This is a genomic window from Christiangramia lutea (assembly GCF_022489035.1).
GTDB lineage: Bacteria > Bacteroidota > Bacteroidia > Flavobacteriales > Flavobacteriaceae > Christiangramia > Christiangramia lutea.
This window is the reverse complement of sequence record NZ_JAKVTV010000001.1, coordinates 1,157,704-1,184,148: the sequence shown is the minus strand read 5'-3', so window position 1 is coordinate 1,184,148 and position 26,445 is coordinate 1,157,704. Positions and strand designations below refer to the sequence as shown.

General features: G+C 39.0%; 23 protein-coding genes. 10 read left to right on the top strand and 13 right to left on the bottom strand.

Annotated elements, in window-relative coordinates; translation table 11 throughout:
• The first annotated feature begins 424 nt into the window (after positions 1 to 424).
• The 7 genes from ML462_RS05415 to ML462_RS05385 all read left to right on the top strand — a co-directional run bounded on the left by ML462_RS05415 (position 425) and on the right by ML462_RS05385 (position 7,551).
• Positions 425 to 2,650 carry a TonB-dependent receptor gene (locus tag ML462_RS05415; protein ID WP_240712730.1) on the top strand — a complete coding sequence of 742 codons (2,226 nt, stop codon included), beginning with the start codon at positions 425 to 427 and terminating at the stop codon, positions 2,648 to 2,650.
• A gap of 112 nt (positions 2,651 to 2,762) precedes the next feature.
• Positions 2,763 to 3,206 (top strand): ATP-dependent zinc protease family protein, encoded by a 444-nt coding sequence (locus tag ML462_RS05410; protein WP_240712729.1) that lies wholly within the window; start codon positions 2,763 to 2,765, stop codon positions 3,204 to 3,206.
• Positions 3,184 to 4,056: a 30S ribosomal protein S6--L-glutamate ligase gene (gene rimK / locus ML462_RS05405; RefSeq protein WP_240712728.1), complete on the top strand. Its 873-nt coding sequence runs from the start codon at positions 3,184 to 3,186 to the stop codon at positions 4,054 to 4,056. Before ML462_RS05410 ends, rimK begins: the two co-directional genes overlap by 23 nt.
• Positions 4,057 to 4,059: 3 nt before the next feature.
• Entirely contained in the window at positions 4,060 to 5,061 is a 1,002-nt protein-coding gene (locus ML462_RS05400; RefSeq protein ID WP_240712727.1) for a succinylglutamate desuccinylase/aspartoacylase family protein, read from the top strand.
• Positions 5,042 to 5,608, top strand: coding sequence for a 5-formyltetrahydrofolate cyclo-ligase (locus tag ML462_RS05395; protein ID WP_240712726.1), 567 nt, complete (start codon positions 5,042 to 5,044; stop codon positions 5,606 to 5,608). Before ML462_RS05400 ends, ML462_RS05395 begins: the two co-directional genes overlap by 20 nt.
• A gap of 59 nt (positions 5,609 to 5,667) precedes the next feature.
• The gene (locus ML462_RS05390; protein WP_240712725.1) at positions 5,668 to 7,122 is read left to right on the top strand and encodes a sensor histidine kinase; all 1,455 of its coding nucleotides are present in this window, start codon (positions 5,668 to 5,670) and stop codon (positions 7,120 to 7,122) included.
• Positions 7,123 to 7,134: 12 nt separating this feature from the next.
• Complete coding sequence (locus ML462_RS05385) at positions 7,135 to 7,551, top strand: response regulator (RefSeq protein ID WP_240712724.1); 417 nt, start codon at positions 7,135 to 7,137, stop codon at positions 7,549 to 7,551.
• Here the strand turns inward: ML462_RS05385 and ML462_RS05380 are convergent.
• The 7 genes from ML462_RS05380 to gdhA form a co-directional block, all read right to left on the bottom strand.
• The gene (locus ML462_RS05380; RefSeq protein WP_240712723.1) at positions 7,548 to 8,177 is read right to left on the bottom strand and encodes a lipoprotein signal peptidase; all 630 of its coding nucleotides are present in this window, start codon (positions 8,175 to 8,177) and stop codon (positions 7,548 to 7,550) included. The genes ML462_RS05385 and ML462_RS05380 overlap by 4 nt on opposite strands.
• A gap of 43 nt (positions 8,178 to 8,220) precedes the next feature.
• On the bottom strand, positions 8,221 to 8,841 hold the full coding sequence (locus ML462_RS05375; protein WP_240712722.1) for a DUF4097 family beta strand repeat-containing protein: 621 nt from the start codon (positions 8,839 to 8,841) through the stop codon (positions 8,221 to 8,223).
• A 65-nt stretch (positions 8,842 to 8,906) separates the two neighbouring features.
• On the bottom strand, positions 8,907 to 9,290 hold the full coding sequence (locus ML462_RS05370; RefSeq protein WP_240712721.1) for a TraR/DksA family transcriptional regulator: 384 nt from the start codon (positions 9,288 to 9,290) through the stop codon (positions 8,907 to 8,909).
• A gap of 3 nt (positions 9,291 to 9,293) precedes the next feature.
• Positions 9,294 to 12,695 (bottom strand): isoleucine--tRNA ligase, encoded by a 3,402-nt coding sequence (ileS, locus tag ML462_RS05365; RefSeq protein ID WP_240712720.1) that lies wholly within the window; start codon positions 12,693 to 12,695, stop codon positions 9,294 to 9,296.
• A gap of 138 nt (positions 12,696 to 12,833) precedes the next feature.
• Positions 12,834 to 15,233, bottom strand: a complete 2,400-nt coding sequence (locus ML462_RS05360; RefSeq protein WP_240712719.1) for a TonB-dependent receptor plug domain-containing protein — start codon at positions 15,231 to 15,233, stop codon at positions 12,834 to 12,836.
• Complete coding sequence (gene recO / locus ML462_RS05355) at positions 15,234 to 15,953, bottom strand: DNA repair protein RecO (RefSeq protein ID WP_240712718.1); 720 nt, start codon at positions 15,951 to 15,953, stop codon at positions 15,234 to 15,236.
• Between the two features lie 78 nt (positions 15,954 to 16,031).
• A complete protein-coding gene (gene gdhA / locus ML462_RS05350) occupies positions 16,032 to 17,375 on the bottom strand; it encodes an NADP-specific glutamate dehydrogenase (protein ID WP_240712717.1) in 1,344 nt (447 codons plus the stop codon).
• 202 nt (positions 17,376 to 17,577) lie between these two features.
• On the opposite strand from gdhA, the gene ML462_RS05345 reads away from it, so the two are divergent.
• Positions 17,578 to 18,351, top strand: a complete 774-nt coding sequence (locus ML462_RS05345; RefSeq protein WP_240712716.1) for a THC0290_0291 family protein — start codon at positions 17,578 to 17,580, stop codon at positions 18,349 to 18,351.
• Here the strand turns inward: ML462_RS05345 and pncA are convergent.
• From pncA to ML462_RS05325, 4 genes are read right to left on the bottom strand one after another with little or no spacing between them, the layout of a single operon-like run.
• Positions 18,348 to 18,962, bottom strand: a complete 615-nt coding sequence (gene pncA / locus ML462_RS05340; RefSeq protein ID WP_240712715.1) for a bifunctional nicotinamidase/pyrazinamidase — start codon at positions 18,960 to 18,962, stop codon at positions 18,348 to 18,350. The two genes, ML462_RS05345 and pncA, sit on opposite strands and share 4 nt — an antisense overlap.
• Positions 18,959 to 20,371 carry a nicotinate phosphoribosyltransferase gene (locus ML462_RS05335; RefSeq protein ID WP_240712714.1) on the bottom strand — a complete coding sequence of 471 codons (1,413 nt, stop codon included), beginning with the start codon at positions 20,369 to 20,371 and terminating at the stop codon, positions 18,959 to 18,961. The genes pncA and ML462_RS05335 overlap by 4 nt, the downstream gene beginning before the upstream one ends.
• Before the next feature lie 15 nt (positions 20,372 to 20,386).
• Positions 20,387 to 20,923: a macro domain-containing protein gene (locus tag ML462_RS05330; protein ID WP_240712713.1), complete on the bottom strand. Its 537-nt coding sequence runs from the start codon at positions 20,921 to 20,923 to the stop codon at positions 20,387 to 20,389.
• Between the two features lie 54 nt (positions 20,924 to 20,977).
• A complete protein-coding gene (locus ML462_RS05325) occupies positions 20,978 to 21,478 on the bottom strand; it encodes a hypothetical protein (protein ID WP_240712712.1) in 501 nt (166 codons plus the stop codon).
• Positions 21,479 to 21,768: 290 nt separating this feature from the next.
• Between ML462_RS05325 and ML462_RS05320 the strand changes: the two genes are divergently transcribed.
• Together ML462_RS05320 and ML462_RS05315 are read left to right on the top strand one after the other, a co-directional pair.
• On the top strand, positions 21,769 to 22,359 hold the full coding sequence (locus ML462_RS05320) for a peroxiredoxin family protein (RefSeq protein ID WP_240712711.1): 591 nt from the start codon (positions 21,769 to 21,771) through the stop codon (positions 22,357 to 22,359).
• Positions 22,346 to 22,786 (top strand): hypothetical protein, encoded by a 441-nt coding sequence (locus tag ML462_RS05315; protein ID WP_240712710.1) that lies wholly within the window; start codon positions 22,346 to 22,348, stop codon positions 22,784 to 22,786. The genes ML462_RS05320 and ML462_RS05315 overlap by 14 nt, the downstream gene beginning before the upstream one ends.
• Before the next feature lie 50 nt (positions 22,787 to 22,836).
• On the opposite strand, the gene ML462_RS05310 is transcribed toward ML462_RS05315, so the two are convergent.
• Together ML462_RS05310 and ML462_RS05305 are read right to left on the bottom strand one after the other, a co-directional pair.
• Positions 22,837 to 25,080, bottom strand: a complete 2,244-nt coding sequence (locus ML462_RS05310; protein ID WP_240712709.1) for an inorganic phosphate transporter — start codon at positions 25,078 to 25,080, stop codon at positions 22,837 to 22,839.
• Between the two features lie 70 nt (positions 25,081 to 25,150).
• Positions 25,151 to 26,356 (bottom strand): porin, encoded by a 1,206-nt coding sequence (locus ML462_RS05305; RefSeq protein ID WP_240712708.1) that lies wholly within the window; start codon positions 26,354 to 26,356, stop codon positions 25,151 to 25,153.
• Between the last annotated feature and the right edge of the window lie 89 nt (positions 26,357 to 26,445).

Here is a 26,445-nt window from a genome sequence, read left to right as displayed (position 1 = left end):
ACGGACAAGCCCATTCGCATTCTCATTCTACTCATAATTCTAAAACCTCTAAACACACCGTAACCCACAGCCACGAAATTCTGGATTTTTTAGGAACGTTCTTGAAACTACCGGAAAAAAAGCAACTACCGGAAAAAGTGCGAGCCGTAGAAAAATTCGACAAACACCTTTTCCAGGAATATGCGAGTATAAAAATTTTCAGAGAAACAAATAAAAAACATTATAAGTTTTACCAGATAAGAAATTATTCTTACCAATTTGAAATTCCCTGTCCGCCACCGGAGTTTTTAGTTTAATATTCCCAGACCTTGATGACCTGATCCAAGGATCATCTTGAAAAATATTATTAATCAGAAGCACATTTGAAAAGCTCCTCAATAAAACTATAGGACGGGTTAAATGCTTGTGCTTTATAAAATTTATCATGAAAAGAATATTGATTTTCATATTTCTTTTCCATGGAATTGGTTTTGGCCAGAATGAAATTTTCACTGGCCAGATCACTGATATTGATGGTAACCCATTAGAAGATGTCGCTATTTACGACAGTTCTACGGGCTTCCATACTCATACCAATTCCATAGGAGAGTTTACCCTAAAAAATGTTTCTGCCGGGGATGTGATAAGTATCACTTTCCTAGGTTTTGAACGACTGGAATACACTATTACCAGAGAAGATCTTTCGGCAAAAAAATTTTTTCAACTTAAAGAAGCTTCCTTTAGCTTGGACCAGATCGTTTTAAACGGGAACAGGAATGTTTTGAGTGAAATTACCCGGATAGATCTTAAAACAAATCCGGTTAAGTCTTCCCAGGAAATCCTGCGGAAAGTTCCCGGGCTTATCATTGGTCAGCATGCCGGAGGCGGTAAAGCGGAACAAATATTTCTAAGAGGTTTTGATTTAGATCATGGTACAGATATCTCACTTTCTGTAGATGGAATGCCGGTTAACATGGTTTCTCACGCCCATGGGCAGGGTTATAGCGATCTGCACTTTTTAATTCCTGAAACCATTAAAAATATTGAATTTGGAAAAGGACCTTATTATGCTGATAACGGAAATTTCACCACCGCAGGCTTTGTGAATTTCAGAACTAAAGAGAAGCTGGACCAGAATATGGTCTCTTTCGAGCTAGGCCAGTTCAATACTAAACGCCTGGTTGGAATGATGAAGGTTTTAGACAGGGAGTTTAGCAATGCCTATATAGCCAGTTCACTAAACCTTTTTGATGGACCTTTTGAAAGTCCGCAAAACTTTAACAGGTTCAATATCATGGGAAAGTATAATTATTCTATTCCCGGAGATGAAGATCTAAGCCTAACAATATCACATTTTCAAAGCAAGTGGGATGCTTCAGGGCAGATCCCGGAAAGAGCAGTTGAAAATGGTTCCATTACGAGATTTGGCGCCATCGACGACACTGAAGGAGGAAATACCAGTAGAACCAACCTGCAGGCGAATCATACCAGGTTTCTTTCCAATAATAGAAAATTAAAAACCAGGGCTTTTTATTCCCATTATGATTTCGAGCTGTATTCGAATTTCACATTCTTTCTAGAGGATCCTGTTAACGGCGACCAGATAAAGCAAATGGAACACAGGAACATTCTTGGTGCAGAAACTGTATTTCAGAATGAGAAGCCTGAGCTTCCACTCGATATGGATTACTCTGTGGGATTAGGTTTCAGGTATGACGATAGTAATCTAAATGAACTTTCCAGAACCAAAAATCGGGATAAATTATTGGAAAGACTGGCCTTCGGAAATATTGATGAAACCAATCTTTATACGTTTTTAAACACCAACTTCAACCTGGGTAAATTACTCATTAACCCTGGTTTAAGATTGGATTATTTCAAATTTGATTATGAAGATCTCATAACGGAAACCTACGATAACAAAAGCGAAGACAAGGTATTCCTGAGCCCAAAACTAAATTTCAATTATACGGCTTCAAATGACTTGCAGCTATATCTAAAAACCGGTATAGGTTTCCATTCAAATGATACGCGTGTAGTTGTGCAAAGAAATGGGGAAGAGATCCTGCCGGCCGCCTATGGGGCAGATATTGGTCTCATTTATAAACCAAATAGCCGATGGATCTTTAATACCGCTGCCTGGCTACTTTACCTCGACCAGGAATTTGTTTATGTTGGAGATGCAGCGATCATTGAACCCAGCGGAAAAACAAGAAGGCTGGGGCTGGACCTTGGAGCAAGATATCAGGCAACAGACTGGCTATACCTATATAGCGATTTAAATTATACCTATGCCAGAAGTACTGAAGAACCTTCAGGAGAAGACTATATACCTCTTGCTCCGGAATTCACTTCTTCAGGCGGAATTGCCTTAGAAAACCTATCAGGATTCTCAGGTTCCTGGTCTTACCGGTATATTAATGACCGCCCGGCAAATGAAGATTTCAGCATCACAGCCGAAGGCTATTTTGTAGCAGACCTCAACCTTAATTACAGGTTTGATAATGTTGAGTTAGGTTTTATTGTTGAAAACCTATTCGATACGGAATGGAACGAAACCCAGTTTGCTACGGAAAGCAGGCTGAGTAATGAACCCACTCCGGTTGAAGAGATACATTTTACTCCGGGAACTCCATTTTTTATTCGGGGAAAAGTGAGTTTCTATTTTTAAAAATTTCGAAATAACCCGGCTGAAAATATCGGCCGGGTTTTTTCCATAATTGAAATGTTTATCGTTTATTTTTGCCCTTTACTGAAGCAATAGCTTTTTAGTATATTGCGCTATGGAAAAAAAAGTGATCGGCAGGTTTGACAAAGCAGATTTTCCCGCTTTAGACCTTTACGATATCGCCGTAAAGATCGATACAGGTGCATACACTTCCTCCATACATTGCAAAGACATTATAGAAAAGGAAAATATTCTAGAATGTACTTTTCTTGATGACGAACATCCTACTTATAACGGAAAGAAGTTCGTTTTTGAGGATTTTGATGTTGTATTTGTAAGGAGCAGCAATGGCATCATCCAGAAAAGGTACCAGGTTCAGTCTAAAATTAAACTGTTCGGAAAAATCTTTAAGATATCATTATCCTTATCAGACAGGCAGGAAATGAGATATCCGGTTTTGATTGGACGAAAATTTTTAACCAAAAAATTTATAGTAGATACAGAATTGATCGATGTGTCTTATAACAAGAAAGTAGATGAAAATAAGAATTCTCTCTAGAAACCCTAAATTATATTCAACGAGCAGACTGGTTGAGGCAGCGAAAAAAAGAAAGCACGACGTAGAAGTTATAGACCCTTTGAAGTGTGATATCGTTATTGAAAAACGTAAGCCCAATATCTATTATAAAGGAGGATATATTGAAGATGTAGATGCGATCATTCCAAGAATTGGTGCTTCGGTGACTTTTTATGGTACCGCCGTAGTTCGCCAGTTCGAAATGATGGGTTCTTTCACTACTACAGATTCTGAAGCTTTAGTGCGAAGTAGAGATAAATTAAGAAGTCTTCAAGTACTTTCCAGGGCAAAAATAGGCCTTCCCAAAACGGTTTTTACTAATTATTCCAGGGATGTGGAAGGGGTCATCAAACAGGTTGGAGGCACTCCCCTGGTGATAAAACTGCTGGAAGGAACCCAGGGAGTTGGAGTTGTTCTGGCTGAAACAAAAAATGCGGCTTCTTCTGTTATTGAAGCATTTAATGGCTTACAGGCCAGAGTAATCGTCCAGGAATTTATTAAAGAAGCTAAAGGCGCCGATATCAGAGCCTTTGTTGTAGATGGTCATGTTGTGGGAGCCATGAAAAGACAGGGAAAAGAAGGAGAATTCCGCTCTAATCTTCATCGCGGCGGAAGTGCCGAGGTTTTCGAACTAAGCGATGAGGAAGAAATTGCCGCCATCAAGGCAACCAAAGCCATGGGGCTGGGCGTTGCCGGGGTAGATATGCTGCAAAGTGCAAGAGGTCCTTTAATTCTGGAAGTGAACAGTTCTCCAGGACTGGAAGGCATTGAAGCAGCTACAGGAAAAGATATCGCCAAGACCATTATTAGATATATTGAAAGAAACGTTTAATATATGCCGCGGATAGACAAGGACAATGTTCTTGAAATTTTAGGTGAAAAGGTACTTCCAGGAAAGGGAGCCACCATTAATTTCAATATGGCCAAACTCTACACTACTACTTCTGTAGAGGTTCCGGTAATTATTGAACGTTCTAAAAAACCAGGTCCTGTAGTGCTTTTAACTGCAGGTATTCACGGAGATGAGATCAATGGAGTAGAGATTATTAGGCAGATCATTTCAAAGGGAATTAACAAACCCAAAATAGGTACCATCATCTGCATTCCTATAGTTAATATTTTCGGTTTTTTAAATATGTCCCGGGAATTCCCCGACGGACGTGATCTTAACCGGGTATTTCCAGGAACCAAGCATGGTTCACTTGCCAGTAGGTTTGCTTTTCAGTTTGTAAAGAAAATTTTGCCAATTGCCGATTTTTGCCTGGATTTCCATACCGGAGGAGCCGCAAGGTTCAATGCTCCGCAGATCAGGGTTAAGAAAGGTGACGAACAGAGCATAAAATACGCTCGTATCTTTAATGCGCCTTTTACCATCCATTCTAAAACGATAACGAAATCTTTTCGTGAGACCTGTTCAAAATTAGGAATTCCCGTTTTATTATTTGAGGGTGGAAAATCCCTGGACAGCAATAAGGAAATTGCCAAATATGGAGTAGATGGTGCCATGAGGATCCTGAGCCACCTGGATATGCTGGGTTTAAAATTCGAATATCCAGACGTAAAAAAAGACACGGTACTTATAGAAAACAGCTCATGGTTAAGAGCTAAATACAGCGGACTTTTACATGTTAAAGTTCCTTGCGGAAAACATGTGGAAAAAGGAGAATATATAGCGACCATTACAGATCCCTACGGAAAATTCAGGCATAAAATAAAAAGTAGTAGTGAAGGCTATGTGATCAATGTAAATGAATCACCAATAGTCTACCAGGGAGATGCTATTTTTCATATTTCCATGCAACCCAAAAGCGAAGACCATGAAAAAGGAGGAGCTTAGAAAAAAGTTCAAGGAACAAAGACTGAAGCTGGATCAGGATAAAATAGATGATCTTAGCCTGGAGATCGCGAACAGGGCCCTGAAATTACCAATTTGGGAATATAATTACTACCATATTTTTTTAAGTATTTCAGAGCAAAAGGAGGTCAATACAGAATATCTACTACATATACTGCAAGGCAAGGATAAGGATGTAATTATACCTAAAGCAGATGCCCAATCCGGTAAGCTGATAAATTTTCTTTTAACAGATCAAACGGTAATCAAGAAGAACAGATGGAATATTCCTGAGCCTCAGGGAGGAATAGAAATCCCAAACCAAAAGCTGGATGTAGTATTTATACCATTACTCGCATTTGATAAAACGGGTCACCGTGTGGGATATGGTAAGGGTTTTTACGATAAGTTCCTTTCCAGCTGCAAGACAGATGTTATTAAAATAGGACTTTCGTTTTTCGAGGCTATAGAAGAGATTAATGGTGTATTTAGCGGTGACATTCCACTGGACTATTGTGTCACCCCTGAAAAAATATATGATTTCGGCTAAAATAAAATTTTGTAGGGATAAGGTTAATACCTTATTTTTAACCTAACCAATTCGCTCTGATGCTCAACGACCTACAGTTAAACAGCATACTGGAAGACTTCGATATAGCCTACTGGAAGATAAATCTATTTTCCAAGGAGATTAACTGGTCTGGGCATTTTGACTCCCTCGTAGGACGTCCCAAAATAGAGGAAGACAGGTTCGAATTTTTTATAAATCACATACTTCATCCTGATTACCGCTACGATTTCAGAATTCATTTTGAAAAACTTATCAATGAAAATGAACCGTTCAGTTTTGAGATCAAACTAAAGCTTGAAAACGGGAAGTACCGCTGGTTCGAATGCAAGAATCAGAAAAGCCGAAACAATGATTTTCGTGAAACTGCAGTACTGCTTTTCGTAAATATCCACCAGAGTAAAAGAGATCAATATACTATAGAAGAAAACTTCTTCTATTACCGAGAAACCGCTGAAATGACCTCTACCGGGGGCTGGTATGTAGATACAATGAACAAGAATATCTACTGGGATGATGTTTCACTAAAAATTGTGGAATGCCCTAGAAATTTCCAGCCAGCCTACGAAGACAGAATGAAGTTCTACGCCGAAGAGCACCATAACCGTATGCGCAATGCTTTCGATAAATGTGAGAATTTCGGGATCCCCTTTAAACTGGAGCTCAAAATGGTTTCTTTTCAGCAAAGAGAATTTTGGGTGAGATTAACCGGAAAACCAGTTTATAATGATGAACAGCGGGTAGTAGGGATTCGGGGAGTGCTTCAAAATATTGATGAGAATAAGAATAATGAACTGAATCTTCAGAATTCGCTGGATATCATAGCCACACAGAATTCCAGGTTATTCAATTTTGCCCATATAGTTTCGCATCATCTAAGATCTCATAGTAGCAATTTAAGCCTCATCGTTGAGTTACTACGTGAATCTAAAACTGATAGAGATAAATTAGATCTGCTGGCCAATGTAGAGGATGTTGCAGATAATCTGGATTCAGCAATTTCCAGGTTGAATGATATTGTGAGCATTCAAACTTCATTGAAGAAAGAAAAGGTACAAATCAGATTCGAGGAAGCCCTAGAGATAGTTTTAGCATCTACTTCGTCCTTGATTAATCGAGAAAATGCAAAAATCGTCGCTGAGTTTCAGGATTTGAAAGAAATAAGCTATATCCCTGAGTATCTTGAAAGTATTTTACTAAATTTAATCACGAACGCGATCAGGTACAAGCAACCGGGTCGTAAACCAGTTATTTTTATTCAAACCTATATCGAGAACGACAAAGAGTATTTGGAAGTTAGCGATAACGGGATGGGAATAGACCTCGATGAGCACGGTGAGAAGATGTTTGGAATGTATAAAATCTATCACCCCAGCAATCCCGAGGCAAAAGGAATTGGTCTGTTCATAACTAAAAATCAGGTAGAGGCCCTTGGGGGGACGATATCTGTTAGCAGTACCCTAAATATCGGGACAACCTTTAAAATCAAATTCTAGATTCTATTTACTATGGGGCAAAAAGTAGAACTGGCGTGTATCATCGACGATGATAAGATATACGTGAATTTAGTTAAGAAGATCATAGAGATCAAAAAACTATCCGAAAACCTCCTTATTTACAAAAACGGAAAGGAAGCGCTTGATTACTTCAAAGAGATCATGCAAAATACCACCGATGAAGATAAATTACCAGACATTATTTTCCTGGATCTGAACATGCCGGTAATGGATGGCTGGGAGTTCCTGAATGAATTTATCAAGATCAAGAACAAACTGAACAAAAAGATTACCCTCTACGTAGTGAGTTCTTCTATCGATCCTCGTGACCTGGAAAGGGCAAAATCTTTTAATCTGGTTACAGATTATCTTATCAAGCCTATTGAATTAAAGAAATTTGAGAAGATCTTCGAAAAAACTGCCGCTTAAGCCGTTTTCTCTTCTGCCTTTTTTTCATTTTCCTTCGGAAATGCTCTTTTATTGAATAATAACAGCATTGCCACCCCTACACTAATAGCAGAATCGGCAATATTGAATACAGGTTCAAAGAAGGTAAAATACTTTCCTCCCCAAATAGGGATCCACTCTGGTAAATACCCCTTCCATAAAGGGAAATAGAGCATGTCTACTACTTTCCCGTGAAATAAAGAACTATAACCACCAGTTTCCGGCAAAAAGCTCGCTACCTGCCCATAACTATCGTTAAACAGAATCCCATAAAACACGGAGTCTATAATATTACCAAAAGCACCAGCAAAAATCAGTGCAATGGAAGTAATAAGTATTCTGGAACCTCCTTTTTTTACCGAATCCCAAAGCCAGTAACCTATACCTACTATGGCAGTAAGACGAAATAGAGTTAAAGCTAGTTTGCCGTATTCTCCCGGAATCTTGGTCCCCCAGGCCATTCCTTCGTTTTCCACAAATAGTATCCGGAACCAGTCGAAGACTTCAATCTCTTCGCCTAAAGCAAAATTGGTTTTGATATATAATTTGGAAATCTGATCAATAAGAAGGATCAGGATAATAAGGAATCCGGCTTTTTTAAGGGACATGAATCTATTTTGTTTGAAAACGGGTCAAAAATACTAATTTTAATTAGTTTTTTATCACCTTAATATCTCCGTCTATGCTATTGAGCTTTATCGGGTTTCGGCCGGGTATGAAATCTGGGATCACTACACTGCCATTTCTGCTTTTAGCTTCAATTAACCCTGAAGAGGTCTCTACCAAAATATTACCCGTATAGGTGTTGATCACCGCATTACCTGTGTAATTCTTAAGATCACAATAACCCTGTTTCAAATTGGCATAGATCGCCTTATAATCTCCTGAAGCCTTAAGGGAAGCAATATTAGAATTCACATTGATCTCCATTCCTATAGGAATCTCCAGAAAAATTTCAAGAGAAAAGACCTTATGTGCACTTAATTTATCGAAACCTCCGGTTAACCTTTCCGGGTATTCCGAAAAGATTTCTAACTGCTGCTCACCTACCCGGGTCCTTAAGAATATTTCATTAAAATATTCACCTTCAGAATGGGTGCTTATCCTGATTTCGGAAGAATTTGTAGTGATGATCGTAATAAGATAAACCTCATCCGTATCAATATTGATCTTTTCAATTTTTGCTGCATCAATAATTTCACGGGTATCCTTCTGGCCGTAACTAGACCCTGCCATAAGAATTCCGAATATCAACACCCATTTCCTCAGCATCACCAGGCAATTAAAAAACGCCCATCATTGAATGAAATGGGCGTTCACAAATATGAATTCTTTAATTAACGTTGCATGTTCTTAGCCTCAATGCTAAGAGTTGCGTGAGGTACAAGCAGCAATCTTTCTTTCGCAATTAACTTTCCTGTAACTCTGCAAATTCCATAGGTCTTATTCTCAATTCGCATCAGGGCATTCTTAAGATCCCTGATAAATTTCTCCTGACGGATAGCCAATTGTGAATTAGCCTCTTTACTCATGGTTTCACTTCCTTCCTCAAAGGCCTTAAATGTGGGTGAGGTATCATCTGTACCATTATTCCCATCGTTTTTATAAGCACTCTGATAGATCTCAAGTTGCTCCTGGGCTTTTTCAATTTTCTTCTTGATCAGAGTTTTGAACTCTGCCAGATCAGCATCGCTGTAACGCTCTTTTACTTCTGTAGACATGGCTTAATGTTTTTTAATAAACATTTTAGTGGCAACTTCATCAAATTCTACTTCAGCTCCTTCATCGACCACCTCTGCAAATTCGAGGTTCGCAGTTAATGTTTCATTCTTAATGTATGTTATATTATCTTTTACAGCATCCTCGATAATGCCGTTTTTTTGTAGGGTTATATCAATCGTATCAGTCACTTCGTAGCCTGAATCCTTGCGGAGGTTCTGGATCCTATTCACCAGTTCTCTGGCAACACCTTCCTTTTTCAACTCCGGACTGATACTCACGTCCAGGGCTACTGTCAAGCCACCATTACTGGCAACTAACCATCCTTCAATGTCTTGCGAAGAGATTTCAACCTCTTCAAGAGACAATTTAATTAAATTTTTGTTAATTTCTACTTCAATCTCGCCCTTACGCTCTATTTCAGAGATCTCCTCCGGACCAAATTGATTTATCTTGCTGATTACCAGCTTTATATCCTTGCCAAATCTTGGGCCAAGAACCCTGAAATTTGGCTTTATTTGCTTCACTAACAGGCCTGAAGCATCATCAATAAGCTCGACTTCTTTAACATTTACTTCAGATTTGATCAAGTCTTCTACGGCTTTTATCTCATTTTTCTGTTCTTCGTCAAGTACCGGTATCATTACCCTTTGCAAAGGTTGGCGAACCTTGATCATCTCTTTTTTACGAAGGGAAAGCACCAAAGAAGAGATCGTCTGGGCTTTTTCCATCTTCCTTTCCAGAGATTTATCAACAAATTTCTGTTCAAAAACCGGGAAATCAGCGGTATGCACCGATTCTGACTGGTCTTTTCCAGTCGCCGCATTCAGGTCCATAAACAACCTGTCCATGAAAAATGGTGCAACAGGAGCCCCAAGTTTCGCAATTGTTTCCAGGCAGGTATAAAGTGTCTGGTAAGCAGAGATCTTGTCCTGCTCGTAATCTCCTTTCCAGAATCTTCTTCTGCTCAACCTAACAAACCAGTTACTAAGATTCTCCTGAACGAATTCAGAGATCGCCCTGGTCGCTTTTGTAGGTTCATAATCTGCATAGAACTTGTCAACTTTCTCAATTAGCGTATGCAATTCTGAAAGTATCCATCTATCTATTTCAGGTCTTTGCTCTAATGCCACATCTTCTTCAGAATAGCTGAATTCATCGATATTAGCATATAGCGTAAAGAATGAATAAGTATTGTATAAGGTGCCGAAGAATTTACGTTGTACTTCCCCGATCCCTTCGATATCAAATTTTAAATTATCCCAAGGATTCGCATTCGAGATCATGTACCAACGGGTAGCATCAGGCCCATAAACCGAAAGGGTCTCGAATGGGTCTACCGCGTTCCCTAACCTCTTGGACATTTTTTGCCCGTTTTTGTCTAATACAAGTCCGTTGGAAACCACATTTTTATAAGCAACATCATCGAAGATCATGGTTGCGATCGCATGTAATGTATAGAACCAACCTCTAGTTTGATCCACACCTTCGGCGATAAAGTCGGCTTTACGCCATTTATCTTCTACTTTTTCTTTATTTTCGAAAGGATAATGCCACTGTGAATACGGCATAGAACCAGAATCGAACCAAACGTCGATAAGATCTGCCTCACGTTTCATCGGCTTTCCAGAATCGGAAACCAGCGTCATCGTATCCACAACGTTCTTGTGAAGATCTACTTTTTCGTAATTGTCTTCACTCATATCTCCAGGCTCAAAACCTTCGAAAATATCTTTTTCAAGAACTCCAGCTTCAACGGCTTTTGCCATTTCTTCCTTCAGCTGAGCTACAGATCCCATCACCTTCACTTCAGTACCGTCTTCGGTTCTCCAGATAGGCAACGGAATTCCCCAATATCGGCTTCGGCTTAAGTTCCAGTCGTTGGCATTAGCCAGCCAGTTACCGAAACGGCCTTCACCCGTAGATTTCGGCTTCCAGTTAATTCCCTGGTTTAGCTCGTGCATCCTGTCCTTGAATTCGGTCACCTTAATAAACCAGGAATCCAATGGATAATATAATATAGGCTTATCTGTTCTCCAGCAATTAGGGTAGCTGTGAACATATTTTTCAACTTTGAAAGCCCTGTTTTCTTCTTTTAGCTTGATGGCGATATCGACATCTACAGATTTTTCAGGAGCCTCTCCTTCATCATAATATTCATTCTTCACATATTTCCCGGCAAGCTCATCCATTTCTGGTCTGAATTTACCCTGAAGGTCTACGAGTGGAACTAAATTTCCATTTTCATCTTTCACCAGCATTGGAGGAACCTCAGGTGTTGCCTGTTTCGCTACCAGGGCATCATCTGCACCAAAAGTTGGCGCGGTATGTACAATACCGGTACCATCTTCAGTTGTTACGAAATCACCAGAGATAATTCTGAAAGCATTTTCAGGATTATCATTCGGTTGAGCATAAGGCAACAATTGCTCATATCTTACTCCAACAATGTCTTTTCCTGAAAAACTTTCTCCAATTAGATATGGAATCTTTTTATCTTCTTTTGAATAAGAATTCAAATCCTCCTCAGATTCTGCTTTTCTGAACTTTTTATCGAATTGTTTTTCAGCAAGTTCCTTTGCCACGATAATAGTGATCGGCTCAAAAGTATACTGATTATATGTTCTAACTGTCACATAGTCGATCTTAGGACCAACGGTTAAAGCGGTATTCGAAGGCAGCGTCCATGGAGTGGTGGTCCAGGCGATGAAATATAAATTCGGAACTTCTTTAAGGAAATCCGGAAGTGTTTCTTCTTTGATTTTGAACATGGCCGTAACCGTAGTATCGGTCACATCCTGGTAAGTCCCCGGCTGATTAAGTTCGTGAGAACTCAAACCGGTTCCTGCTTTTGGAGAATACGGCTGAATGGTATATCCTTTATAGATAAGATCTTTCTTGTAGATCTCTGAAAGCAGCCACCAAACCGTCTCCATGTATTTGGATTTGTAGGTGATATACGGATCTTCCATATCTACCCAGTAACCCATCTTTTTGGTAAGATCGTTCCAAACATCGGTATAACGCATTACTGCGCTCTTACAGGCTTCATTGTATTTTTCTACACTGATCTTAGTTCCAATGTCCTCTTTTGTGATACCAAGTTCTTTTTCAACACCCAGCTCAATTGGAAGACCGTGAGTATCCCAACCCGCTTTACGTTTAACCTGATAACCTTTTTGAGTTTTATATCTACAAAATATATCCTTGATAGAACGCGCCATCACATGGTGAATTCCCGGCAAACCATTAGCTGAAGGAGGACCTTCAAAAAATATGAATGGTTCTTTTCCTTCCCGGGTAGAAACGCTCTTCCCGAAAATATCATTCTCTTCCCAATAATTGAGTATTTCCTCTGCCACCTTCGGCAGGTCAAGACCTTTGTATTCAGGGAACCTTCTGCTCATTTTCTCCTATTTTCAAATGATGTGCGAAAATAAGGATTTTTAACAAAAGAAGATATTATTCTAAGGTAAAATACATGTGTAATTATTCTTAAGTTGAAACTTAAGAACCTGAATCTTAATCTCTTTATAGAATTTTGTTTAAAAAGTATAGGAAAGGGCGATGATTAAATTTCTACCGGCGGCCGCTATCCCTGATGAGTAGGTTCGATACCGCCGATCTGTAATATTTTCAACCGAAGCCGTAGCGCGCCAATTGGAATTGAATTCATACTGCCCAGTAATGTTCAAAGTGTACCATGCCGGCGAGTAAGGATTTCCGTTCTCATCCAGAGCATATAGATAAGGCTTATCCTGCTCTCCAGGAGCCAGGTCTTCAAAATCGAATTGACCATTATATTCAGCGAATAGATCGAATTTCAACCTCCTTTTATTCCAGATCAAATGTGTGTTGCCGAACATTGGAGCTGCATGTCTTAAGGGTACATATTGGTCGCCTTCATTCTCTCTTCCGTAGGTATAATTGAATTGTGATTTAAGTCTCAATGCCACAGAAAAATCTACTTCCAGTCCTGCTTCAAGCCCACATACATAAGCATTTGCGGCATTTTGAATTGCCTGCACCCTACTAGGTTCTCCCTGGTAATCAATTTCAGTGACACCATCCAGATCAAAATCACGGCGTACCATCGCGTTATCCAGGTAGGTATAATAAGTTGTTAATCCCAGACGAATGGAATTGGAAAATTTGAAATCTGCCCCCAGTTCAGCATTATAGGCATATTCCGACTTGAGATCTGGGTTAGGAACTACTACCGAACCTGGTTCAGAATCGAAGATCTTACCTACATCATCAATATTTGGAGCTCTGAATGCGGTAGAAAGGCCAAGCCTCCAGCCTACAAAACTATTCATTCTCCAGTTCAAACCAAGACTACCGGTTAAAGCACCGGTATTGATATTGGCCTCTTCAAAAGGGAAATCATAAAACCGGTCATCAAAACTGGCATCTACAAGTACTTGATTATACCTAATCCCGGATTGCAGGGATAGTTTTTGAGTAATCTTCCATTGATAACTGGAGTAGATCGCCATAGATTGCCAGTTGGAACCATCAGGATACCTGCTTGCTGTGGCGCCAGTTTCATTTGAATCTATATTTCTAAAACTACCTTTTGAAGAAACATTATTGAGCACATATTCGAAACCATAGAAAAACTTACTTTCTGAAAAGCCCTTTTCAAAATCAAGATTTGCAGAATATGCATCCACATTTTCCTCGGTAGTGAATAATATTGGATCTCCAAAGTTACGGTCGTTCCTGCTTTCACCAAAGAACTGGTAAGCCGCAGTAAATTGAACTTTATCATAAAAACCAGAATGGCTCCTGCGGTTCACGTTCAGGTTTCCCAAGAACCATTCCTGTGGCCCGTAATACCACTCGGCAGACCGCAAAACACCGTCTCTTTTACGATATAGTCGGTCAAAACGAGGAAAGTCTGATGTTTCCGAATAAATAAGCCCCAGGTTGATATCCCAGTTTTGAGCAGGCATGTATTTTATCTTCTGAAGCAGGTTCAACTGGTCGTAACCCGTTGGTTTTTGTACCAGGGGATCTGGATTTGGCAACATTACATCTATCCCGTCCTGCCTGGCCGCATAATCTGTACGCAAATAATCATCTGGACCATGCTCTCCCATCCTCAGGTCCCCAAAATCTGAATAGGTTATCCCTGTTCTAAAGGCCCAGTTTTCCCTACCTATATTAAGATCGGCATGTACTGTATTCTCGTTATTCGCTGTTGAAAACCGGGTATAAATATTACCAGAAAATGAGGTACCCTCATTAAAACTAAACTTTGGTCTTAACGTAAAAAAGTTAAGCACCCCTCCTATCGCATCGCTTCCATATACTACCGATCCCGGGCCCAAAATCACCTCAGCACTTTCCACCATCATTGGATCTACAGAAATAACATTTTGGAGATTTCCACTTCTGAAAATCGCTGAATTCATACGTACTCCATCTACGGTTAAAAGCAACCTATTGGTTGCAAAACCACGAATCATCGGGCTACCTCCTCCAAGCTGGCTTTTCTGCATATAAACCTGGCCCGTACTTTCCAGCAGATCTGCCGAAGTTTGCGGACTTGCAAGCTGGATTTCTGAAGGAGTGATACTTACAATCTTCTGAGGGATCTCATCTTTTTTAAGCTTAAACCTGGCCACAGAGAGAGTGATCTGCTCAAGTTGGTTCTCGCTTGAATGTAGAAGAACGATATTGCTATTATTGATGATCTCTCTTTTTCTCCGGTATACTTCAACATAAGATTCAGCATTAATAATAATGACCTCAGTATCTGAAAAATCTGAAATATCAGCCTTTCCCGAAGCATCGGTTCGTGTGGAAACCGACCTGTCCTTATTATAAATTTCAACTTCCAGAATTGGCGCTCCCGTATTATTATCTAATACCGTTATTTCCTGAGCCGTAGAAACCGAAAAAATTAAAAGAAAAAGGGAAAATAATATTAATCGCATTTAGCTGAAAATTTCATTTAACACACTTAAAGATTTTGGCTTTCTAAAGCCTTCAATGTGTAGTTCGTAATAAAGCAGAAGCATTTTTAAAAATTCCTTTCGTGAAGCCTGATTCATTTTTATATGCTGCAAAGCATCAAAATCGGTGCCCAAAAGACTTTTCAGCAAATCTACATTTTTGCCTTCGATACAATAGTCATTGGTTGGAATTTCCTGAAAAACCCCTTCTAACAAATTAAATACGGGCAAATCTTCCATTCCCCGATCTGGCTGGAATCCCAGGTAACGGGTAAGATTCAACAGAAAAAGAAGGTGAAAATTGGCAATTTTATCTGTGGTATCCAGGTATTGAAAACTGTATTCAAGATAATGGAAAAGAGGTTCATTGCTTTCTTCTTCCTGGATGCTGTTACGCAGAATCTCAGCCAGAAACAATACTATGGCCAGTTTAACAGGATGAGTGTGCAGACTAAGGTAATTCCCAGTAACCTTGGCCTCTTTTAGATACTCCAGCTTACCTCCTCCCCTATGATTCGCCACGACCTCCAGCTGGGTAAGACTCTGGAACATGGAAGCCTTGAATTTTCCTTTCTTAGATTTCAGAACACCTTTCAACATATAGGTACAAAGACCATCAGACAGCGTATAGGCTTTTACTATCAAATCGGCCTCCCCATATTTTAAAGCACTAATAATGATCGCTTTGGTGTGGATAAGCATTCAGGAAAATTTGGCGTGAATTTATAAAAAAAGCCGCTTTTAAAAGCGGCTTCTTCTATTTTATAAGTATAGAGAAATTTATACAACTCCCTGAGCCAGCATGGCATCGGCAACTTTAACGAAACCAGCAATATTAGCTCCTTTAACGTAGTCTATAAATCCGTCTTCTTCAGTACCAAATTCAACACATTTCTCATGAATGTCGTTCATGATCTCGTGAAGTTTTTTATCTACATCTTCTGCCGTCCAGCTATATCTCATAGAGTTCTGAGACATTTCCAGTCCTGAAGTAGCTACTCCACCGGCATTAGACGCTTTTCCTGGAGAGAATAAGATCTTCTCTTTATGGAAAACAGCAATAGCTTCTGGAGTACAAGGCATGTTTGCTCCTTCTCCAACGCAAATACATCCATTTTTCACGAGTGTTTTTGCATCTTCCTCCTGAAGTTCGTTTTGAGTAGCACACGGCAGGGCCACATCACATTTAATATCCCATGGCGTCTTTCCTTCATGGAATTCAGCTGAAGAATATTTATCTGCATATTCGCTAATTCTTCCTCTCTTTTCGTTTTTCAGCTCCATGATGAATGCAAGCTTGTCTGCGTCGATTCCATCTTTATCATAGATGAAACCTCCAGAATCTGACATAGTCACCACCTTAGCTCCTAGTTGGGTAGCTTTTTCGGCAGCATACTGAGCTACGTTTCCGGCACCAGAGATCACTACGGTTTTTCCATCAAGCTTTTCTCCTTTTGTCTTCAGCATATTTTCAGCGAAATACACATTACCGTAACCGGTTGCTTCCGGTCTAATTAAAGAACCACCATACGCCAGTCCTTTTCCGGTTAAAATTCCAGTAAATTCATTCTGGATCTTTTTATACTGACCGAATAAATATCCAATTTCACGTGCTCCAACACCAATATCTCCGGCAGGAACATCACAATCTGAACCTATATGTCTTTGAAGCTCACTCATAAAGCTCTGGCAGAACTTCATTACTTCATTATCTGACTTTCCTTTGGGATCGAAATCTGATCCTCCTTTACCCCCACCCATTGGAAGGGTTGTTAAGCTATTTTTGAACACCTGCTCAAAAGCCAAAAATTTAAGGATACTTAGGTTTACTGAAGGATGAAAACGCAAACCACCTTTGTAAGGTCCTATCGCGGAATTCATTTGAATACGGAAACCTCTGTTCACCTGGATCTCTCCTTTATCATCCAACCATGGCACTCTGAACATGATCATTCTCTCCGGCTCAACCATTCTTTCCAGAAGCATTTTGTTCTGGTATTTTTTATTCTTTTCAATAAAAGGGATTACCGTTTCAGCAACTTCATGAACAGCCTGCATAAATTCAGGCTCATTTTGGTTTCTGGCTGACACTTTATCCAGGAAACTTTTGATGTTTTCTTCCATAATGACTGGCACTATTATTAAATTATAAAATTTATGTCCAAATATTGTCGCAAATATAAATATTCTTTAATGATTAGAACTTTCATTTTATCATTTCATATAAAATTAACTTTTAAATTTTAAAGGCTCGATAATACTAGCATGGATTAAATTTCCGTTATTGTAGTTTTGCTATATTTGCTTACACTGCTAGTCAATCCCAATGATTAAACCTAGAGCAATCTTATTTTTTCTGCTTGTTCTCTCGCTATGGTCTGGCAAGACTTACGGCCAGCTGTATATTTCCCACGAATTAGGCGCAATCACAGGTCCCGCAGGCTTTTTTACCGATTATGGTGAGCGCTGGAATGTGCAGAACAACCTTGAAAATGAAGGTTTTGGAGTTGGCCTGGTGTATTATGTTAATTTCGCTTATAAGCCTTATTGCAACTGTAAGCCAACCAAACTATTCTTTCAAAAGCACTTTAGAATTAGAGCAGAAATAGATTATTTACGGTCTAAACTGGAACATTATGGTCCGGTTGCTTCCAAGAATACCGAAGGAGGAAGACAACTTAGAGCTATGCATGGTAATACAGAATTATACCAGGGAGGATTAACCCTGGAATACCATATTTTCGGCATTAAGGAAGCTCGGGATTTCGCCGTTCGTTTTGCCCCTTTTATAGGTTTAGGTGCAAATTATGTTCATTTCAGGCCTGATGCCTATTCTGAACTTGGGCCGCTGGATAGCCCCAAGGTACTTTTTGAAACTTTTGAAGATGGACTTTTCCTGGAACCAGACAATACCTTCTCCATACAAGGAATTGCCGGTTTACGCTATCGCCTGGGTAGACATAATGACCTTCAGTTAGAGGCACGAGCTATTTATTACAATTCAGATAGTATTGAAGGACTCGATGTTCAGGGACCTCAGAATAAATTTAACGACTTCGTTCTTTGGTTCAACCTGGGATACATCGTTTACCTGAATTAATTAAATTTCAGATCTTGAGATTTAATGATTTGTCCTCCTTTCCTCAAGATTTCTAATTTCGATTTTTCAAAATCTTCAACTTGCAGTGCTTTTGTAGCATCCTCGATCAATACCGTATTAAAACCTTCGCCGATGGCATCGATGACCGAAAAATGAACACAATATTCAGCCGCCAGTCCGGCAAAAAACAAGTTCTTCACGTTCTTTTCTTTCAAATAACCTGCTAACCCGGTAGATTTCAGGTGGGCATTATCATAGAATCCGCTATAACTATCTATCTTTTTATTAGTTCCTTTTCTAAAAATGGCTTCTATTCTGGCAGTTTTCAAATCGGGATGAAATTCTGCTCCTTTGGTATTCTGAATGCAATGCTCAGGCCATAAGACCTGATCCAACCCTTCCAGTTTAATTACTTCAAATTCTTCGGAACCTTTATGAGAACTGGCAAAACTTGCATGTTCTCCAGGATGCCAGTCCTGAGTTGCGACCACCAGATCAAAATTCTCCTGAAGATCATTGATCAAAGGAACGATCTCATCGCCCTGCGGAACTGCAAGAGCACCACCAGGCATAAAATCATTCTGTACATCTATGATTATAAGTGCATTCATTTCAGTTTATTTTTGGAAGCCGTAATTAGTTTTTCCCTCTCATCTCTTAACTTCTCGCTGATACCTACTTTATAAATATGCGGATTATTGAATCGCTTATATTCTTTGGGAAGCTCAGCAAGCCTGGAAATACTGTATTCAGCAATCTCTTTCAGACTTCTTTTTTCAATTTGCATCACCCCATTCTCCATGACCGTCTTCAGCAGAGGCTCCTGTTGAAAACTATCCAGTCTCATAGACTTATAAGGCTCGAAAGGATGAATCATTTCAGGGATACTTTCTTCACTATGCAATCCAATAGCATCAGCTCCAACACACATCCCATTTTCATCTTTGATCCTGAACACCTGCTTTTTATGTGGAAGCGTTATTTTAACGATACTCTCTGAGATTTTTATTCTGGGTTTTCCATTCGAGCTTGACAATTTATACACTCCATCCAGAGCACCCTCCGGATCACCGGTGACCAGGTTTGTTCCCACTCCAAAAATATCAATCGGGGCCTGCTGTTCTTTCAAACTTTTAATGATGTGCTCGTCCAGTTGATTGGATGCTGCAATCTTCACATAATCAAGCCCGGCTTCGTCCAGTAATTTTCGGCTTTCCCTAGCAAAATAAGAAAGGTCACCACTATCCAGTCTTATGGCCAGTAAACGCTGTCCACGCTTTTCCATTTCTTTAGCTACCTTGATCGCATTCGGAAGGCCACTTTTCAAGGTATTATATGTATCTACCAGAAGAACACAAGCATTAGGCCTGCCTTCAGCAAAATCCCTGAAAGCCTCCAGTTCCTCATCATAACTTTGAACAAAAGAATGCGCCATGGTTCCCGAAACAGGAATATCAAATTTCTTTCCAGCAAGTACATTGCTGGTTCCATCAAATCCTCCTACCACAGCCGCACGTGAAGCGTAAAAACCTCCTGTTGCCTGAGCACGCCTTAAACCAAAATCCAGCAAAGTAGACTCTCCAGCGACATACCTGATTCTACTCGCCTTGGTCGCGATAAGGGTTTGAAAATTTAGTAGATTCAACAGGATAGTTTCAACAAGCTGTGCTTCAATAAGATTTCCTTCTACCTGCAGAATAGGACGGGTGGGAAATACAAAATCACCTTCCTGCACAGAATTTATATTTCCGTGGAATTTAAAATCCTTTAGATATTCCAGGAAATCGTCTTCAAATCCCTGCTTCCGGAGAAATTCTAGATCTGTCTCATTAAAACTTAGTTTTGAGATCTCTTCCAGTAGATCTTCCAGTCCCGCAAAAATGGCATAACCTCCCCTATAAGGCAGTTTTCGAAAATAATAGTCAAATATAGCCTGATGATCTTTTTGCCCCTTTTTGAAATAGACCTGAGCCATCGAAATCTGGTACAGATCTGTATAGGTTGCTGAAAATTTGTTCATGAAATTCCTGGTTGGTTAGCCTAAACTTATTTTCTTCAGCTTATCCTGGTAAAGCCGGAGATCTTCATCGCTGAATAAAACAAATTTAATCTTTTTAAGATGTTCCAGTTTGGGCAATTCTGCTAAAACTGTTTTAAATACTACCTCAACGGCGAGCTCCGGTGGATAACCGAAGATACCAGTAGAAATAGCCGGAAAACCTAATGAAGAAAGTTTATGCCTTTCTGCGAGTAGAAGCGAATTTTTATAACAGGAAGCCAGATATTCTTCCTCTGGTATATCCTTACCGTAAACAGGTCCTAAACAATGAACCACATTTCTATTAGGTAATTTATAAGCTTTGGTGATTACGGCCTCACCAGGCTTTATTGGTGCAAGTTCGGTACATTCCTGGAAAAGGTCTGGACCAGCTTTCTTATGAATTGCACCTGCAACTCCTCCTCCAGGCGCCAGTTGAGCATTAGCAGCATTCACGACGGCATCAAGGTCAGGCTGATCTGAAATATCGCCTTTCACTACTTCCAGGTCTATATTCTGCAATGTGTAAATCATACTTTTAGTGGTATAATTTACGTAAAATTAAAGCCAGCAGAAAACCAGACAAATCTAGTTTTCCAGATCGTCTGAAATCGAGATCTGGTACATATCTCCATCTGTTGGAGCAAGTAGCTTATCGCTTTGAAGTTCGATGGTATTCCCATCTTTCACCCATGGAATTTCTTCAGAAGAACTCTCGGCATCATAGCCGGTAAACCAGGCAAAGTCGATATCTGTGTAATAAGAAGTCACCTTAAGGTCGTACACCTTATCCTTTTTGTTCCACTCAATAAGGAACTCACTATCATTTGGAATTGGCTCAGCAGAAGCTGGATCGGCAGTATCAGAGATATAGATGGTATTCATCTCTCCGGGTTTGAACCATAAATAGGTGTTATCCCATTTATCTCCGTAAGTGTCGGGGTTTACCAATGCAACCGGATTACAAGCCGAAAAACATAGGAAAAGTATTACAAAAAAAACTGACTTAATAATTTTACCGATAAAACGGCCATTAAAAAGTGTTGGGGCAAATCTGTATTCTGAGAATACGTTTTTTAATAATGTCATTTCTATTTACGATATAATAGGCTAGTCGTAATAGATTTTGGGGCGGCGCGAAAATATGTTTATAAGGACTACCTAAAAAAGATTTCTCAATCTTTTCTACCAAATGATATTAATAATAGATGAAATACTTTTTTATTATACTTTTTGACTGTAGGCTACTTACATTTCTTAAAGTTTTCAAAATATTGATTTTCCAAGGCTTTTCCTAGTAAGTTTCGAAGTCAGGTATATTTGGATTAATTTTGTAAATATCTGTATTTCAGATCAATCAAAAAATTAAAAATAAAATCATGAAGACAAATAATTCCCTAAGATCATCTGTCTTTCTTGTCTCTTTTTTCTTGTTGACAATTTTCAGTTTTAGCCAGGATTTACTTGCTCAAAAATCTTTAAGTGGTAACAAAACATCTGAAATTGACTACAAAAAAGAAGCACCAGATTTCAGTCTACTGAGTCTGGATGGTAAAACCGTTAATCTTACCGATTATAACGATAAAATACTGGTGATCCATATTGCAACCACCTGGTGTCCCTTCTGCAATGCTGAAGCACCATATTTAGAGAAGCTTTACCAGAATTATAAAGCCAAAGGTGTAGAAGTAATTATAATTGATGTAAAAGAACCTAAAGAACTAGTAGAAGAAAAACTCAAAGATAGGCATGGCCTCAGTTTTCCTATATTGCTCGATCCAGATGGTGAGGTAGCCGGCAGTTTCGCACCAAAAAATATTTTACCAGACCTATCCCGGGATGAGGTAATGTTGGCCTCAAATATTATTATAGACAAAGAAGGTAAAATCCAGTTCATGTCTTTGCTGGATTCAAAGAATTTTGACGCTGAGCTTATCGCAGTTAAGAAAAAACTTGATGAGTTGTTATAAGTATCATTTTATTCTTCTAACCTTTTTGATATTCCTGCCACAAAAGGAATTCGTTGCCTTTTTGCCCGAGAGAACTATAATTGAAAGTAAAGATGATAAACTTCATATAGAACTCAGGTTCCTGGTTAAACCGGGTTTTCATATTCAGGCCGAAGATGAAGTACCAGACAATATTATACCCACCTCGATAAACTTTCATTTACCTGAAAGCAAGCATATTATTAAAAAATACTTTGTGATTAAAAGTTATGACACCGTTATTTTCGGCGAGAACATTCATAAGGTAATAAGCAGTGATTTTACGGTGATCCTAGAGGTAGGCATAGAAAATACTCCCAAAATCCTTAAGGGAGAACTTAGTTACCAGGCCTGTGATGACCGGCAGTGTTTCTTTCCCCGAAAACTTCCTTTTAAATTAAGTCTATAAAAAAAGCCACTTTATTTCTAAAGTGGCTTTTCATGAATTTCAAGGGTTTCTTAGACTTTCTTATAACTGTTGCTATATTCTTCCATAAGATTCATAATAGCCTTCATAAGGTCCTTTGTTTCTACCAGTATATTGAAATACAAAGTTGTATTCTTTGGACTTGATTCTTCGGTCCTTGTCCTGGAAACCTGCTTCTCTATCTTCTCATCCAAACTCTGTAGGTAACGCTCTTTAGAGTCTACAATAGATTTCATCTCGTCGAATTTCCTTTCCGTAAATATATCGTTGATCCTACTCAGCAATTCGCTTAGATTGTCATCTATCTCCTTAAGATCTGTGATCTGATTATATCTTAAAGGCTTATGATTGTTATTCACATGCTTATAACTCTTTTTTGAGATATACTCCAGAGATTGAGCAATATCGGTTAAGTATCCAAGAATAGTAATATAGAAACTACTTCCCCTAACGCTGGTTTCATCAAGTTTTTTGATAAAGAAGAAAATATGATCTCTCAATTCTTCGATCTCGGCATCCAGTTTATCTACACCTTTCTTACTTTTCTTAAGTTTCTTTTTATCCTGTTTCGATAAACCGGTTAAAACATCTGAATAGATCTTATTGGATCTTGAAACCACGTTAGAAATATTATCAGCACTTTCCTGGATGATCCCCTGTACGGTTTTACTTTCAGACTTTTTAAGCCCTGAAGTATCAGCTTTCGCGTCGGTCTTTTTCTTATGAGAAATATAATTCCTTACAAGAAGACCTATTGCCAAAATCAACAATATTGCAATGGCAACACCTTTTCCAAGGAATATTATATAGGTTAAAATTCCCGCAGCAGTGAATGCACTAAATGCAGTGAAGAACCATCCTCCAATAACATTAAGCACCCCGGCTACTCTATACACTGCACTTTCTCTACCCCAGGCTTTATCTGCAAGAGAAGTACCCATAGCAACCATGAAGGTTACATAGGTAGTAGATAAAGGTAATTTATAGGAAGTTGCTATAGAGATAAGAACACCAGCAACGGTAAGATTGATCGCGGCTCTTATCATATCGAATGCAGGTTGCTCTTCAGCCTTATCACCAACCAGGATATCATCAGGTTTTTCAAAACTTTTGCTGATCTTCTTTTTAGCCTTATGCGGCATGATATTCTTTAAAGTATCAGAAAGCTTTGTACTTCCGGTAACCAGTGCTCTGGAGAGTATATTCGGGTTAAATTTCTCGCTACCATGACCCTGTCTTGAAAGTCCAATTTCAGTATCGGCAACGCTTCTAGCCTTTTTTGAGAACCATAAGGTAAGTACCATGATACCTCCAGAGATAAACAGTAAGATTGGTTCAGCAGGCACTTTGGTTCTTAACACCTCCATAGAAAAAGTAGAAGCAGCCTGTCCCGACGCAGCCCATGCTTCGTATGAATGATATGCAGCCATTGGCACTCCAATAAAGTTCACCAGGTCATTTCCAGAGAATGCAAGCGCAAGACCGAATGTTCCAATAGCAATTACGATAATCAGAATACTTCTCTTAAATATCTTCATGTATAACCAGGAGAACAAGGTCCAGAATACAAAACTTACCCCTACAACGATCATCCACTGGCTGGCCAGAACATCTTTAAAACTGTCGTAATACGGAGTTCCTTTTAATCCCTTGAAGAAAATAAAATAACCAATGGCAGTTAAACAGATTCCTCCAAAAATAGCACCGAAATTCTTAATCTTTTTCTCATATTCAAAAGAGAATACAAGCCTGGATAACCACTGAACTAAAGCACCAATGGTAAAGGCGATCACCACTGACAGGAATATACCTGAAATGATCTCAGTAGCTTTATCTGTATTTATGTACCCAGCCAAATTAGAAAGGGTTTGCGTATCTGAACTGCTTATCTTAATAAGTGCCATTACCACTGCAGCCCCAAGTAATTCGAATACTATAGATACAGTTGTGGACGTTGGCATCCCTAGCGTATTAAAGAAATCCAGGAGGAGAATATCTGTGATCATGACAGCCATAAATATGATCATGATCTCATCGAAGTAGAATTGGCCCGGCATAAATATACCTTTTCGGGCAACTTCCATCATTCCGCTGGAAAAAACAGCACCGAAAAAGATACCCAAACTGGCGACGATCATGATTGTTTTAAAAGAGATCGCTTTCGAACCAATTGCCGAGTTCAAAAAGTTTACAGCATCATTACTAACTCCAACCACCAAATCGGCGATGGCCAGAACCACTAATGCTACTAACATCAACAAATAAATATTTTCCATTTTATCTTGTTTAAAAAGCGGTGCAAGTATCCAACCTAATTCCGGATTTACTGTTACCTAATTGTTAATTTTAGAAATGAAAATCAAATCCAGCTCGCCATATAATGTTGTCATTCAAATCATTTAATGTTGAATAAACAACATCTGACTGAATTTTTAATTTATGACCCACAATATACTTTGATATCCCTAAAGTGTACTGCTCGGGATCTAAGACTCCTGTAACTTCTTCATAATTATTCCTGGAATATCTCCCAGCGATCTCATAATTGTTCTTGAACAGATACGATGCCTGCACATTTAAACCATTTCCAACCAGAACAACATATTCTGAATTTTCGGTTTCACCCTGAACCATTGCCAAAGGTTCATCGGCATCACGATTTGCATACTCGGCCATCACTGAAAAACCGCGATATTTGAGCATAGCATCCACAAATATGGTTGAAATGTCGGTTCTATAGAATTCTCCATTTTCAAGAAGCATATAGGAACCAAGGTTACTTCTGGTCTTTACCGCATCATCATTAAAATCGTAAACCGCACCAACCATCAATTTTGGTCTGGGTTCTCTTTCTAAATCGGCCTGAATATAGTCACCTTTTTTTATAAATTCCCCAAAAGGCAAAAATTCGAGTCTTCCGGTATATTGCAGTCCGCCAATATTTCCAACATTCACATTTCTACCTTCTCCCTGAGAAAGGGCGAATTTTTCCTTAATTACGAAATTTTCACCAAGGTTTATTTTATGGTGAAGCTGGATTCCAATATCACGGTCTATATTGAATCGGCTATTTAAAATAGAACGGTCTATGAACTGAAGGTTTCCGGAAGAAATAACACGTTCGATATTTCCAGGTAACTTGGTTTGACCCGCCCATAATTCAAAATTCTCGTAAAAGTTCCATTTTAGCACGGCATCGAGAATATATCTAGGTGCATTTCCGGTATAAACACTTCCTCCTCCAATATCGTTGCTGGATAACCCAAGCTCGATCTTATATTTAAGTTTTGGAGTAAGCGCCCAACCGTCAAATTTTAACCTGGCTCTTCTAATAAGAAATGATTGTTCAGGATCCTCATAATTCTCACCATCATAATCCCATGAAGTATAGGATCTAAATTGCATCCTGGGAGCAAACTTAACGCTAAAAGAACTATCCTTAGAAGTAAAATTGATTAATCCCTTACCGAATTTTGTATCACTAATTTCCTGTGATTGAAGATTAAGGGCCGTAAAAAAGCACGCAATTACAAGGTAGATTGCATTTTTCATTAAAATCGTATTTTCAAGTTTTTGTCGGCGGCAAAGAAACGATTTCAACGTTAACTTAATGTTTCCTTCAGGTTAAGACTTCGGTAATA

Coding starts and splice junctions, on each gene's coding strand:
- ML462_RS05410 (WP_240712729.1), top strand. CDS start 2,763: ATGGAAAAAAAAGTGATCGGCAGGTTTGACAAAGCAGATTTTCCCGCT.
- ML462_RS05320 (WP_240712711.1), top strand. CDS start 21,769: ATGAAGACAAATAATTCCCTAAGATCATCTGTCTTTCTTGTCTCTTTT.
- ML462_RS05305 (WP_240712708.1), bottom strand. CDS start 26,356: ATGAAAAATGCAATCTACCTTGTAATTGCGTGCTTTTTTACGGCCCTT.
- ML462_RS05345 (WP_240712716.1), top strand. CDS start 17,578: ATGATTAAACCTAGAGCAATCTTATTTTTTCTGCTTGTTCTCTCGCTA.
- ML462_RS05315 (WP_240712710.1), top strand. CDS start 22,346: ATGAGTTGTTATAAGTATCATTTTATTCTTCTAACCTTTTTGATATTC.
- ML462_RS05385 (WP_240712724.1), top strand. CDS start 7,135: ATGGGGCAAAAAGTAGAACTGGCGTGTATCATCGACGATGATAAGATA.
- ML462_RS05380 (WP_240712723.1), bottom strand. CDS start 8,177: ATGTCCCTTAAAAAAGCCGGATTCCTTATTATCCTGATCCTTCTTATT.
- ML462_RS05395 (WP_240712726.1), top strand. CDS start 5,042: ATGAAAAAGGAGGAGCTTAGAAAAAAGTTCAAGGAACAAAGACTGAAG.
- ML462_RS05400 (WP_240712727.1), top strand. CDS start 4,060: ATGCCGCGGATAGACAAGGACAATGTTCTTGAAATTTTAGGTGAAAAG.
- recO (WP_240712718.1), bottom strand. CDS start 15,953: ATGCTTATCCACACCAAAGCGATCATTATTAGTGCTTTAAAATATGGG.
- ML462_RS05330 (WP_240712713.1), bottom strand. CDS start 20,923: ATGATTTACACATTGCAGAATATAGACCTGGAAGTAGTGAAAGGCGAT.
- ML462_RS05375 (WP_240712722.1), bottom strand. CDS start 8,841: ATGCTGAGGAAATGGGTGTTGATATTCGGAATTCTTATGGCAGGGTCT.
- ML462_RS05335 (WP_240712714.1), bottom strand. CDS start 20,371: ATGAACAAATTTTCAGCAACCTATACAGATCTGTACCAGATTTCGATG.
- ML462_RS05370 (WP_240712721.1), bottom strand. CDS start 9,290: ATGTCTACAGAAGTAAAAGAGCGTTACAGCGATGCTGATCTGGCAGAG.
- rimK (WP_240712728.1), top strand. CDS start 3,184: ATGAAAATAAGAATTCTCTCTAGAAACCCTAAATTATATTCAACGAGC.
- ML462_RS05310 (WP_240712709.1), bottom strand. CDS start 25,080: ATGGAAAATATTTATTTGTTGATGTTAGTAGCATTAGTGGTTCTGGCC.
- ileS (WP_240712720.1), bottom strand. CDS start 12,695: ATGAGCAGAAGGTTCCCTGAATACAAAGGTCTTGACCTGCCGAAGGTG.
- gdhA (WP_240712717.1), bottom strand. CDS start 17,375: ATGGAAGAAAACATCAAAAGTTTCCTGGATAAAGTGTCAGCCAGAAAC.
- ML462_RS05415 (WP_240712730.1), top strand. CDS start 425: ATGAAAAGAATATTGATTTTCATATTTCTTTTCCATGGAATTGGTTTT.
- ML462_RS05360 (WP_240712719.1), bottom strand. CDS start 15,233: ATGCGATTAATATTATTTTCCCTTTTTCTTTTAATTTTTTCGGTTTCT.
- ML462_RS05390 (WP_240712725.1), top strand. CDS start 5,668: ATGCTCAACGACCTACAGTTAAACAGCATACTGGAAGACTTCGATATA.
- pncA (WP_240712715.1), bottom strand. CDS start 18,962: ATGAATGCACTTATAATCATAGATGTACAGAATGATTTTATGCCTGGT.
- ML462_RS05325 (WP_240712712.1), bottom strand. CDS start 21,478: ATGACATTATTAAAAAACGTATTCTCAGAATACAGATTTGCCCCAACA.